Source organism: Vibrio fluminensis (assembly GCF_015278125.1).
Taxonomy (GTDB): Bacteria; Pseudomonadota; Gammaproteobacteria; order Enterobacterales; family Vibrionaceae; genus Vibrio; species Vibrio fluminensis.
Genome location: NZ_JADILO010000003.1, coordinates 129,927 through 142,232, shown reverse-complemented (window position 1 = coordinate 142,232; position 12,306 = coordinate 129,927). Strand labels below are relative to the sequence as shown.

General features: G+C 42.5%; 11 protein-coding genes. 5 read left to right on the top strand and 6 right to left on the bottom strand.

Features of this window, described 5'->3' with window-relative positions:
* Window positions 1–248 precede the first annotated feature (248 nt).
* The gene (locus tag IRQ95_RS04410) at window positions 249–1,214 is read right to left on the bottom strand and encodes a hypothetical protein (protein WP_194435856.1); all 966 of its coding nucleotides are present in this window, start codon (window positions 1,212–1,214) and stop codon (window positions 249–251) included.
* 334 nt (window positions 1,215–1,548) lie between these two features.
* Here IRQ95_RS04410 and IRQ95_RS04405 point away from each other — a divergent pair, with 334 nt between their 5' ends.
* The 5 genes from IRQ95_RS04405 (at window position 1,549) to IRQ95_RS04385 (ending at window position 7,162) form a co-directional block, all read left to right on the top strand.
* The gene (locus IRQ95_RS04405; protein ID WP_194435789.1) at window positions 1,549–3,234 is read left to right on the top strand and encodes a GGDEF domain-containing protein; all 1,686 of its coding nucleotides are present in this window, start codon (window positions 1,549–1,551) and stop codon (window positions 3,232–3,234) included.
* Between the two features lie 102 nt (window positions 3,235–3,336).
* Window positions 3,337–3,879, top strand: a complete 543-nt coding sequence (locus IRQ95_RS04400) for a type IV pilin protein (RefSeq protein ID WP_194435788.1) — start codon at window positions 3,337–3,339, stop codon at window positions 3,877–3,879.
* 36 nt (window positions 3,880–3,915) lie between these two features.
* Window positions 3,916–5,181, top strand: a complete 1,266-nt coding sequence (locus IRQ95_RS04395) for a sensor histidine kinase (protein WP_194435787.1) — start codon at window positions 3,916–3,918, stop codon at window positions 5,179–5,181.
* 322 nt (window positions 5,182–5,503) lie between these two features.
* Window positions 5,504–6,652 carry an S-(hydroxymethyl)glutathione dehydrogenase/class III alcohol dehydrogenase gene (locus IRQ95_RS04390; RefSeq protein ID WP_194435786.1) on the top strand — a complete coding sequence of 383 codons (1,149 nt, stop codon included), beginning with the start codon at window positions 5,504–5,506 and terminating at the stop codon, window positions 6,650–6,652.
* Between the two features lie 177 nt (window positions 6,653–6,829).
* Window positions 6,830–7,162 (top strand): DMT family transporter, encoded by a 333-nt coding sequence (locus IRQ95_RS04385; protein WP_194435785.1) that lies wholly within the window; start codon window positions 6,830–6,832, stop codon window positions 7,160–7,162.
* Window positions 7,163–7,220: 58 nt separating this feature from the next.
* Here the strand turns inward: IRQ95_RS04385 and IRQ95_RS04380 are convergent, their stop codons facing one another.
* The 5 genes from IRQ95_RS04380 to IRQ95_RS04360 all read right to left on the bottom strand — a co-directional run bounded on the left by IRQ95_RS04380 (window position 7,221) and on the right by IRQ95_RS04360 (window position 12,067).
* Window positions 7,221–7,898 (bottom strand): response regulator transcription factor, encoded by a 678-nt coding sequence (locus IRQ95_RS04380; protein ID WP_194435784.1) that lies wholly within the window; start codon window positions 7,896–7,898, stop codon window positions 7,221–7,223.
* A gap of 223 nt (window positions 7,899–8,121) precedes the next feature.
* Window positions 8,122–9,069 (bottom strand): endonuclease/exonuclease/phosphatase family protein, encoded by a 948-nt coding sequence (locus IRQ95_RS04375; RefSeq protein WP_194435783.1) that lies wholly within the window; start codon window positions 9,067–9,069, stop codon window positions 8,122–8,124.
* A gap of 76 nt (window positions 9,070–9,145) precedes the next feature.
* Window positions 9,146–9,916: a helix-turn-helix transcriptional regulator gene (locus IRQ95_RS04370; RefSeq protein WP_194435782.1), complete on the bottom strand. Its 771-nt coding sequence runs from the start codon at window positions 9,914–9,916 to the stop codon at window positions 9,146–9,148.
* A gap of 28 nt (window positions 9,917–9,944) precedes the next feature.
* The gene (locus IRQ95_RS04365; protein WP_194435781.1) at window positions 9,945–10,475 is read right to left on the bottom strand and encodes a YbhB/YbcL family Raf kinase inhibitor-like protein; all 531 of its coding nucleotides are present in this window, start codon (window positions 10,473–10,475) and stop codon (window positions 9,945–9,947) included.
* Between the two features lie 308 nt (window positions 10,476–10,783).
* The gene (locus IRQ95_RS04360) at window positions 10,784–12,067 is read right to left on the bottom strand and encodes a hypothetical protein (protein WP_194435780.1); all 1,284 of its coding nucleotides are present in this window, start codon (window positions 12,065–12,067) and stop codon (window positions 10,784–10,786) included.
* Between the last annotated feature and the right edge of the window lie 239 nt (window positions 12,068–12,306).

The following is a 12,306-nucleotide window of genomic DNA, read 5'->3' as shown; positions in this document are numbered from 1 at the left end:
GACTGATGATTTGATAATTATATATTGTACTATGTTGGGCTGGTTTTTGTATTATGGAATCGAAACACCAAATATATGATTCATTTGTTAATGCATATACGTTGAATATCCTAGAAACTCTTTCAAAGAGATTAGGAAACGAAGAAGTTGCATTGCATGTGACGATCTTAGCCTTTGAAAAGCTTTGGTATCATATAGAGAATAATAACCCAATACCGGATGATATTGAGTATTGGTTGTTAGTGGAATCAGATAAGCTGATGCGTTAGCCAAACTTCTAAGTTTGGGTCTTGTTTTTCGACCCAACTACTATCTTCTCGCGCCTGTAAATAAAGCTGAAGTCCGTGGTAGGCATGGAACGAAGCAGCTCCGCCTAAGTGGGCAAACTCATCAAAGAAATCATCTTCTAACGTGCAAAGCTTGGCAAGTGTATTGGCGCGCTTGCTCATTGCCCATTGGATTGCAAATGCTGGTGCAGTCGCTCCAGATATCTCGACATCGACAATCGATGAGTTGATGTGAAGTAGCGTGTGCTTATCATTTTGGATTTGTTGACTCTCAATTTCTTGCAGCGTAATTTCATCAATAATTTGTTGACGTTTGGTCATAGAAGGACGTTTGTGTAGTTTTGATATTTGTAGTGCGTAGCTAAAACGCGTGGGTGTTACTATCTCTACCAGCTGCGTAAGTAGCTCTCTATCAATACCGCTGCCGTCGACCAAGAAGTCGATGCAAGCGTCCAAAGAAGGATATTTGACTCCATTAAACTCAAAGCTTGAAGTGTCATCCAATATTTCTAGCGGTTGATCATCGACACTGAGTCCCCAGCCTTGGTATGCCACACGTTGTTTGGCGATTAAATACATTTGCCACGCGCTTTTACCGAACCCACCTAGAATGGCACCGGAAAACTCGCTTTGTTTTAATTCTTCTTCGGTCCAGTTTTCACCAACTGCTAAATGTTTGGTGTACTTAGTGATCAATGTTTGTTTGATGTGCGAGCGCAATACCCAAACAGAACGAATATGACGAGGGTACTTAAATGAACCGCATTCTTGACACGTCGGCAGCGATAGCAATGGGTGAGATAGGCTGGCGGTGACATTGCTGCTATCAGGGAATTCTATTGTGGTGGAAGAGGGTTCGCCACAAAACCAGCAGGTATGACGGCAGTTAAAAGGGATGTCAATTAAGCTGTAGTTGAGCGTAGGCATAAGCATGATTGTTGGTTATTTGAGTTTAGTTTACTGCTTAAACGTCTGATTGTAATGAAGAGAAAATCGTTCTCGTTAGAAAAGAGATTAAAGTAACTCTGAAATTTGTCGTTACGATAAAAAAATCGAGTTAAAATCATCGTTGGCGTTAACTTAGCGTTAACCTTGGCGTTGCTAGTATATGCGACAAATCGCAGCGCCTCTTAAAGTTTTTGACTTTAAGATGGATTTTAACACACCACTAGATCGTGGTGTTGAGTGAGAGGCCTTGGATTTATTCAGCAGTTTCATTCTATGAATTGCTGTATATAAAAAAATAAATCAAGGTATTTTCATGTCAGGCTTTCACCTACTTTACCAGCCCAAAATTAAAGGCGATCACGTTGTTGCATTAGAGGCGCTATTGCGACCAACAGATAGCCAGATTCCACTAGACCAATATCTAGCAGAAGCCGATAATACCATAGCGCTCGATTTGGCAGTTTTAGATCGCTGTTTGGCAGATCGTCAGGAATTTGCACTCGACTTGCCAGTATCAATCAATATTCATCCCTCAAGCCTTGAAGATGAGCACTTTGTTGGCAAGGCAATTGAAAGAGCTGCAGATCAAAATGTCACCCTCGAACTTGTCGAATACCAGCATATTGAGATCAGCGAACGTTTGGTCAGCAACATCAGTCAGCTGAAGTTGCATGGTATCAAGGTGTCAGTGGATGATTTTGGTCGAGATTTTGCGCGCGCTGATCTTGCTTTGAGTATTGGTGCCTCAGAGGTAAAGTTTGACCGCTCTCTTATCCGTGATATTGATACAAACTATATAAAATTCAAACATCTACTGTTCTTGTGCTCAAAGATAAAAACGCTATGTACACACAATATTGTTTTTGAAGGCGTTGAGAATCGTCGTCAAAAAGAGCTGATAGAGTTGATTGTTGATGACCCGATCATTCAAGGTTTCTACTTCTATCAACCGATGGAGCTGGCATCCATCGCGAAGTTGGATTGCCTTAAAGCTCCGTCTTATCATGAGCTAATCGATACACCTTTAAATCTTGGTTTGGACCTAGATTTTAAGCTCTATAACTTCTTGGTTGATAATGAGATTGAAGAGCTGGAAAGTGCGCAAGTGAATGAGTTCATAAAACAGCATGACGTTTTAGGTTTGGTCTACAACCAAGACGTTAAAAAGACTCTAAACAATCTGCGTAATATCTACTTTAATAGTTCCTCGGTGATTGGTAACGGCGTGATGTCTTTGATCGATTCAACCGAAAAACTGGTCATTATGCGCAATGAAGATGGTGTTGCTATCTATGACAATATAGCTCACCAAGAACTCGTTGGCGCTTCTATAGTAGGCACACCACCGCGAGACATTATTGATGAAAACGCTGCTTATGAGATTTGTCTCCACAAAGATAAAATCGTACTTGAAGACGACTCTCTAATGTTCCACAAAGACACAGAGTTTTTTGATGGTGCAGGGTATGAGACGATTCGCGAAAAAATGGTCTATAACGATAAAAAATTTGTCATCACCAGCATTTGCCCTTGTGATTCGGGCTTGCTGGACATTGGTCGTGATGAATTAACCCATTGCTATACCCGTTCATTCTTAAAATATCACTTGGATTCTTATCAAGGTCGTACCGTAGCGTTTCTCGATATGAATGGTTTTAAAGCGATTAATGATCAATTTGGCCACAAAGTCGGCGATCAATGTTTGATGGGATTTTCGGCGCAGCTTAAGGGATCGTTAAGAGAAAAAGACGTTGTGATTCGTTACGGTGGCGATGAGTTTGTGGTGATTTTTGATCATGCCGTTCAACAAGATATTGAAAAGCGATTGATTTTGCTCAACCAGCAAATGACGCAAGAGTTTGCTTCTCGCGGTTATCCACTCTCTTTTGCTTACGGTACGGCTGTTGTGACTGAGCGGGGCATCGAACAGGCGATTGAAGAGGCCGATCGCGCTATGTATGCACATAAGAGTGAGATAAAGCGGGCTTTGCTTAACTGACCTAATACGCCAAGGTTCTCCGCTTTGGCGCTATTTCTTTCCTATTTGTTTCTAACCAAACGAGTTGTTTGGGGATTTCTTACGTTTGTCTTCGGAGTTTAGATGAAAAACAAAGGCTTCACGCTTATTGAATTGATTGTTGTTATCGTGATTTTGGCTATTTTATCAGCGGTTGCGATACCTAAATTTATTGGTCACAAGACGGATGCACGTATCGCAGCGTTAGAGGGGACCAAAGCAGCACTCAGTGCATCATTTGAATTATTTGCCGCTCGTGTAGAGCTTCCTTCAACGCAGTTTGTTCCTTGTCGATATCACCAAGAGATGCGTTGTATGTTGATTAATGATATTCAAATTCGAGTAACGAATGAAGATGATCATCCGTTTTTTACAATTACGGATGAAGCGATTATTTCTCAGTTAAAGCAGTTGGTTGATTTAGATGTCTACAAACTTAATGACGAGTTTATCGCCGAGCACTCTTTGAATCTCATTGGTGACTATGAGGGTGGTTTCCATGTTTTCTCTGAAATAGACGCCAACGATCGCGATATAGAAGAATTTGGTTGTCGTATTCACTATATCCCCTCGAATAAGAGTGAATCTGGCCGCAGTGAGTTTGTCACTGATTACAGTGAGTGCTAATGTGCGCGACAATTTTGGACTTAGGGTCAATTAGAATTGAAAATTAGAGAGAGTTTAAGGGTTTATATCGCTTCAGTAGGCATCTCATTAGGTCTGCTGGTGGCGATTGGCTCGGGCATTTATAGCTCTTATAACCTCTATGTAGGTGTTGATCTGGTAACTCGCTCGTTGATGTTAATAAAAGCTGAGACAGAAGCGCCAGTGAAAGGTCATCCTGTCACTGTACCTCCGTTTACGATCGCTGCAGATTGGCAAGATTTACCTCGCTCCTTCCAACGAATCTATAGTCGCGATGACTTGGTTGCTAACCAATTGGTGAAACGCGTGGAAACGACTGAAGCTGATCGTGACCGGGAATACACCTACTTTTTACTTAAATGCCAAACCAATAAAGGCAATAAATATGTTGCACTCAAGCTAAATGAAGCCGCATTTGACGAGTATACCGATAGCATTGACATTAATGTGATGCCTCATCAAGGTGATATTGCTGCGTTTGTTGTGTGCGTACTGTTTCTATGTTTGATAGCGGTGTATCGAATAGTGAAAAAAATCACGACACCAGTTGAAGAGTTAAAAGAGTGGGCTGTCAACTTGCGCGAGAAAAATGATTTTTCACAGGTACCTGACTTTAAGTTCTCCGAACTCAATGTGACCGCGCGAGTGATTAGCTCATCTCTCAATACGGTGAAGAAAACGCTCGATAGTGAGAAAGATTTTATTCGTTATGCCAGTCACGAGCTTAGAACGCCTATCTCTGTGATGCGTTCTAGTTCCGAATTGCTGGAAAAAATGATCATCAGTGATCGACCTAAAGAGCGAATCCTGAAGAATTTAAGGCATATTCACAACAACAGTGTCGCGATGTCGAATCTGTGTGAAAGTTTATTGTGGTTGCAGAGAGACCTTAATCTTGAGCATCAACGTGAAAGTGTGTTTCTAGGCACTTTGGTCGAGCAGGTGATCAATGAGCATCGTTATCTACTTGATGGCAAGCAAGTGACGGTGGACGTTCGTGTTGATGACTCAGAATGCACACACTTCTCTGAAATGTGCAAAATAGTGATAACTAATTTGGTTCGCAATGCGTTTCAACATACCTCGAATGGTCATGTGAAAGTGGTGCAAACACACTCTCGTATCGACGTTATCAACGTCGAACACTTGGAGGATTGTCAGAGCGACAGTAGCGGTTTTGGTTTAGGTTTAATGCTAGTCAAAAAAATTTGTACAAAGTATCACTGGAAATATCAGGAAACCATTGAAGCGAATGGTCGAGAAGTGACGATTATTTTTAGTTAGTTCTCTTTGTTTGCTTTGTTCATCGCGAGCATCGAACCGTATTATCTCATCAACAGCTTAACTCTAAGTGATTAGAGTTAAGCTGTTTTCTTATTCATTCTAATTTTTTGGATTTGCATTTTGGCTAAACCGGCTCACACAAAATGATTATTACTAATGTGTAATAATCATTTTCAGTTTGCTGGGATTATCAAAAATACGTAAACATCTATACTAAGCCCATACCGAAACAGCGAAGGCAAAAACAGTTAGCCAAGCTCTTTCTAATTAATTTACATCTATGATGGTCTTACTTTTGCTAAGGCCTAAGAGGAGAAATTCCATGGCGCTTGAAATCAAACCAGGTCAAACTCACATCAAATCAAAAGCTATGGTTGCTTGGGCAGCTGGCGAACCATTAAAAATGGAAGAAGTGGATGTTCAACTTCCAAAAGCAGGCGAAGTATTAGTTCGCATCGTAGCAACTGGCGTATGTCACACTGACGCATTCACTCTTTCAGGTGACGATCCAGAAGGTATCTTCCCTTCAATTCTGGGTCACGAAGGTGGTGGTATCGTTGAAATGGTTGGTGAAGGCGTAACCAGCGTTGAAGTTGGCGACCACGTTATCCCTCTTTACACGGCCGAGTGTGGTGAATGTAAGTACTGTAAATCGGGTAAAACTAACCTATGCCAAGCCGTTCGCGAAACGCAAGGTAAAGGTCTAATGCCTGACGGTACTAGCCGCTTCTCAATCAACGGCGAAACTATCTTCCACTACATGGGCTGTTCGACTTTCTCTGAGTACACGGTACTGCCAGAAATTTCACTGGCGAAAGTAAACAAAGAAGCGCCACTTGAAGAAGTTTGTCTATTAGGTTGTGGCGTAACCACCGGCATGGGTGCGGTACTTAACACAGCAAAAGTTGAACAAGGCGACACTGTTGCGGTATTCGGCTTAGGTGGTATCGGTCTATCAGCAATTATCGGTGCTCGCATGGCTGGCGCAAGCCGCATCATCGGTGTTGATATTAACGAGAGCAAGTTTGAGCTAGCAAAACAACTTGGCGCGACAGAGTGCATCAACCCAATGAAATTCGATAAACCAATCCAAGAAGTTATCGTTGAGATGACTGATGGTGGTGTGGATTACTCATTTGAATGTATCGGTAACGTTAACGTGATGCGTCAAGCACTAGAGTGCTGCCACAAAGGTTGGGGTGAATCTGTGATCATTGGTGTTGCTGGTGCAGGTCAAGAGATCTCTACTCGTCCATTCCAACTTGTTACTGGTCGCGTATGGCGTGGTAGTGCATTCGGTGGTGTTAAAGGCCGTTCTGAGCTACCAGAAATCGTTGAGCGTTACATGGCGGGTGAATTTGGTTTGCAAGAGTTCATCACTCACACCATGGGTCTACAAGACGTAAACGAAGCATTCGAACTGATGCACAAAGGTGAGTCTATCCGTACTGTTCTTCATATGGATAAGTAAGTATCTCTGAGCCTTTTCATTAAGGTTCAGGTTATCAATGAATAAGGTCGAGGTTTAACTGTTTCTCTCGGCCTTTTCATTTTAATTGCACACCTATTTTGTCCCTTTATGCAATGCTTTTTTGCTTACACAGCAGTCTAAGTTTATCCATGACTTTTATTTATTAGGAACATTTTGATGAGTTGGCTTTTTATTATTTTTGCCGTGTTGTCCGAAGCGCTCTCTCACGTTGCATTGAAAGCAACGGATGGTTTCAGTTTCTCAAAACCTCTCCCTGCGATGTTTGTCATCGTCGGGCATCTAGCCGCATTTCTATTTTTAAGCCAAGCGATGAAAGGCATGGCGGTCGGTGTGGTGCATTCTCTGTGGGCTGGGTTAGCCATCGTTGCGGTAAGCTTGATTTCGACTTTTGTCTATCGTCAACACCTTGAGCCAATGGTTTGGGGCGGTATTGCGTTGGTTGTGATAGGTGTCATGATGATCAACTTTTCGCAAGGTCACGTACATTAACGGCAGTCAGACTTCCATTGAAAGTTACGCTGTATGTATTCACTAAGTTATGTGCTGCCTAGCGAAGCACAAATCCGAAGTTCTTAATTGTATGTAGCAATTTATCTTCATGAAGGTCATCAACGGCTTTGCGTAATTTAAACATATGAACCTTGAGGCTATTGGAATCAGGTTGTTCATCTCCCCAAACTTTTTGTATTAGGCTTTCACGACTGATTGGATTTGGCGTTTCTCGAATGAGTATCTCTAAGATCTTATATCCAGTGGGTGAAAGCTTGATTTCTTGTCCAGCACGCAGGGCAATTCTTCTTTTGATATTCAGTTCTAAGTCTTTGACTTTTAGAATGCTTACTTCACCGCTGCGGCGTCTTGAAAGTACTTTCACACGAGCAATCAGCTCCTCAAACGCAAAAGGTTTAGTCAGATAATCATCAGCCCCAGAATCAAAGCCTTTTAGTTTGTCTTGTAGAGAATCTCGAGCGGTTAACATGATAACGGGTACTGCAGAGCCTGACTCGCGAATCGCCTTGCAAACCTCTAATCCAGACATTCTTGGTAGGTTAATATCTAAGATGATTACATCATGGTAGCTGTTTGCAACCAGCTCAAGTGCTGCGATGCCATTTGATACATGGTTACATTGAATGCCTTCTAGCTCGAAATGTTCCACCAATATTTCGGCAAGCTCAAAATTGTCTTCAACTAAAAGTGCTTGTAGTGATGTGGAGCTATTCATTAGAGATCTCCGCTGCGTTTGAGTATGGCAGTTGATTCTATCACTAACAGGTTACACTTATGTCAGCATTTGTTGATAAGTCAATCAGTTGGGTGATTGGCACAAGAAATAGTGAGGTAAAGAATAAGCGATGAAGGGAAGGGGGGAATAACTTAAGGAGGTGTTTAGCCCTCACCTTCCCATGTTCAGCATGACATAGTTGGCGTTTTAGCTAACAAATTCCTTAAAGTACGAATTGAACCGTGACAGCGACAAACGCATGGTCACTGGCTTGTTTATCCTGTTCAAAACTCGGATTGATTAGATGTTTATCGATCACTTGATAGCCAGTAACATCGGCTAGTGAGTAGGGGGAGTCTGGCTGAAATTCTGGCGACAGTAAAATGTAGTCTAGTACGTTACCCTGAGCAAAATGGTAGTGGGTCGCTTGGCGATGTTGCTCAGGATGCGATTGCGCGTAGATATCCCAACTATCTTGCAGCGAGAAAGTGTTAGATGACATAGTTGGTTGTACAAGTAGCCCTGTGATATTGCTGGTCAGTGTTTGATTCATATCCCCCATGAGCACAGTCGGCATTGGCTTGCGTTGGTATTGTTGTTCAATGAATACACGCAGCATCAGCGCTTCCCAGCCTCGCTGCTGACTAGAGAGCCATTGCCCAACTAACAGATGAGTGTGCTCTTCTGACATACTTTCTGTGGCACGTTGTGATTTTAAGTGGCACACATATACGGCAATTTCACCAATACCAGGTACTTCAACAATGGCAAAGATTGGACGACGGCTGAAATTTGGCACCGCTGCCTTGTAGCCTTCTCCAATTGAAGTTGGAGGCGTAACCGCTTGCAAATGATGTATCGGGTATCTGCTGGCGAGTGCGACGACCGGTTGCGAGTAGATATAGTCGCTCTCAACGTGAGGGGTGTCGACTGTAGCAAAATAGGGGTAGCCCATTTGAGCAAACAAGTTTTTAGCTGCCTCGATACTAAACACTTCTTGCAAGCCGATAATGTCGGCATCGAATGTTAACAACTGATTTCTAGTCCACTGACATTTGGCATTCCATGCGTCAGAGTCATAGATGTTTTCAAAGTCATAAAACGCATTCGGTGGCGCAATAAAATTAAATAGATTGGCGCTCGCGAAGGTGAGTGTTTTATTGGTGATCAAGTGCAGACCCTATGCTGAGGTGGCTTTAGTCATTCTAACTGAAAGTCACGAAGGGTATTAGGTTTAAATTAGCCAGTTATAAAGTTAACTGATATTGATGAGGCGTCAGACCAAACTGCTGTTTGAACCTTTGGCTAAAACGAGATTCAGATTGATAGCCGCAGGCGAGGGCCGTCTCCATTTGACTGTAGTTTTTTTGCAGCAGGTTTATTGCGTGATTCATGCGAATTTCAGCCAACACCTCGCGAAAGCTAGAGCCTTCAGCATTGAGTTTTCGCGTTAGTGTCGCGCGGCTCATGGCAAGGTGATTTGCGGCAACCTCAATACGGTGATCATCTCCTGGAGCAGAGCTTAAGTAGTTAGCGAGTTTGTCGCGCACCATCTGTTGATTATTGGGAAACAGCTTGTTTAACGCTCCAATCTCTCGTAATTCAGCATAAAAGCCGAGTAGCAATTGTTTTTGAGTTTGATAAGACAAACCTTTGCTGCTCATTTTACTGACCAAATCAAAGCAATATTCGAGTTGTGGCGTTGTCGCAATTTGCGGAAAACTATTGGCGGTTACGGGTTGCTCTGGATCTAGCCAGTCAGCCGGTGGTGCGAGATTGAGTGCCATTGCCCGCGAGTGAAACAGCTTTTGTTCTGGCGTATTGACAAAGGTGAGGTATTGTCCAGCAGGCACCAAGATCCAGTTAGCACGATTGAACTCTAGACTTTGTTCGTGCCACCAGAGCTGTTTAAAGCCCTGGTCGACCCAAATAATAGTAGGCGCATGAATAAACACGTTGTTCAGTGGTTGCTCGCGTTTCCCGCGATAGTGAACGGTATGGATTAAAGGTTTATTCATGTCTGCCTCAGGGAGTTAGTCGATGCCATTACTCGTTAACATACGTTGCGGTAAGCGTTGCTTTATCAAGGGCGTTAGCGTTAAGCATATAGCCGACAATCGCATTTGATGCGCCTTGAGGAAGCTCGAGTTTTTCAGTTGGTAGCGCCCAAACTGTAAATTGATAACGGTGCATACCATCGGCTTTTGGCGGACATACACCACCAAAACCCGTCGTGCCGTAGTCATTTTTCATCTGCTTGGCTGGAAAATCTTTACTTGATGCGCCTTGCTCAATTGAGGTCACAGAGGTTGGAATATCCACAGCAACCCAGTGCCACCAGCCGCTACCTGTTGGTGCGTCAGGGTCATAGGCGGTAATTGCAAAGCTCTTAGTACCAGCCGGTGCATCTTTCCAGCTCAGTTGGGGGGATAAGTTATCACCGCTACAACCGAAACCATTGAAGGCGTAGGTATCAGCCATACGCGAGCCTTCTTGAATATCTTGGCTAGTTAAAGTCATTGCTGAGCTAGTAAATGAAGCTAAAAGTAATGCTGCAGTGATTAATGTACGTTTCATCGTGTTTTCCTTAGTCGAGGTGATAAACACAATAATAGGAGCTTTCGAGATTAATTTTATGACAAAAAAACTCAAAATAAATTAAAAATTAATTTCAATGAGTTTTTTTGTGGTAGTTGTTGTGCTTTTCAATCGATAGCAATGTGGATTGATAAGGATCTACATTTTCGAAAAAAGAACACGACTTTAAAAGTAGGGATCTGGATTCGTCATTTATGATTTATACCAATTAGAATAAGTCTTTGCTCATTCTTGCCGACCACTTAGTTATCCTGATTGGTATTACGTTCGTGACGTTCCAACAAGAGTCATTGTTCAAAATGAGACAATTTCAACTGATGAACTTGATCTAAACGCCATGCCCCTTTTTCGTAGATAAACACGAGTTGATGTAGGGCATCTTGAAACTCATACTTTGTAGTTGAATCGGGCAAAATATTATTAAACTCAATCTGAATAGCTTGATAACCTACAGAAGGGGCAATGGTACCACTCAATACTGAAGGTAGCGCCATTAAGCGGCTTAACGCTTTATCGGTTGTGCGGTTAAGCGGTAATTCTTGCTGTTTAAAGCGTTCTGTAAATAGCGCGGCAAATTTATGCTTATCTTGGGCATTGGTATACGCGGCAATCGTCCAATTGGCTAAAACCAAATCAAAAGAGCTTTGAGCCTTGGTTAAACTGGGGAATGGATTTACCCCATCGTTGTACAAAAACACATCAGCAGCACGTTCGGCATTTTCTAAACTTACTTGTAACGTATCAATGATCGCTGGAGCAGCAATACCATTTTGGTCGTTCAGCTGTGCAATTAAGGCATGAGTTTTATCGACGCGCTCTGACCAAGTGCCATTACCGACCATTAGTGCTTTAAGTTGTTCTGCGTGCTCTCCCACTAATGGCTGTAATGCTTCATCTTTTTCTACCTTACTTCGAATAGAGCTTTTAAAGGTTTCCTTAAATTCAGCCGATTTTAGCCGTTTTTGATCAAAAAAGTATCGGCTTGAGCCGCTATATGGGTCAACACCAGGGACTGAATCGATGGGCTCTATTGAGTTAACCTCTATGCCAGCGCCATATAGGGCGTTTAACTTAGGATTGTTTTCCTTAAAAAAGGCTCTCCGCGCTTCTTTTCCTTGGGCAAAAGTGCTCTGGTATTGCTGGGCAAAAGATTGCAATTCAGGAGAAGATTGAATCCTGCTACTGGCATAGTAACCACAACGGTTTTGACAAATACCGTCAATCAGCGAAGAAGCGGCATTGAGGTGTAGCTCTTTGGTTTGAATGAAAGCCAAACCGTAGTAGAGGTAATCTGGCATATCACCACTTCTATCAATGAGATACACTTTGTTATTTGGTGATACTCGTGCGTAGATAGCAAGATCTTGTTTGCTCGCGCAGATGGAAAAGTCACGGCTTGTGATAGGAAAGCGCTTATTGTAGGTTGATACTTCAACGTTTTCTAAGCTGACATTTTGTGGCACTTTACCACTGATACGTACATCACATTGCTCTGCTGCCGCCAACTGTTGAAAACCACTTGCAATAATAACAGTGAACAAACAGAAGCTTTTTCCTACGCGAATTTTCATACCTATCCTTATTCATTGGCATCACAAACGTCCATTGTGATGTGAGTAGCACGTAATTCTACCGGGTTGCATAAAATTCATACAGCAGGGTGTGAATTTATTTACTGTAATCATTGAAAATTGGGACTAGCTTGGAAGAATGACGCGCCATATCAATAGAACGCATATAAAAAAGCCCCCGACTTCAAGAAGTTGGGGGCTTAAATAACCGGTACTATCACCAGTTGAGTGTTCTCGGG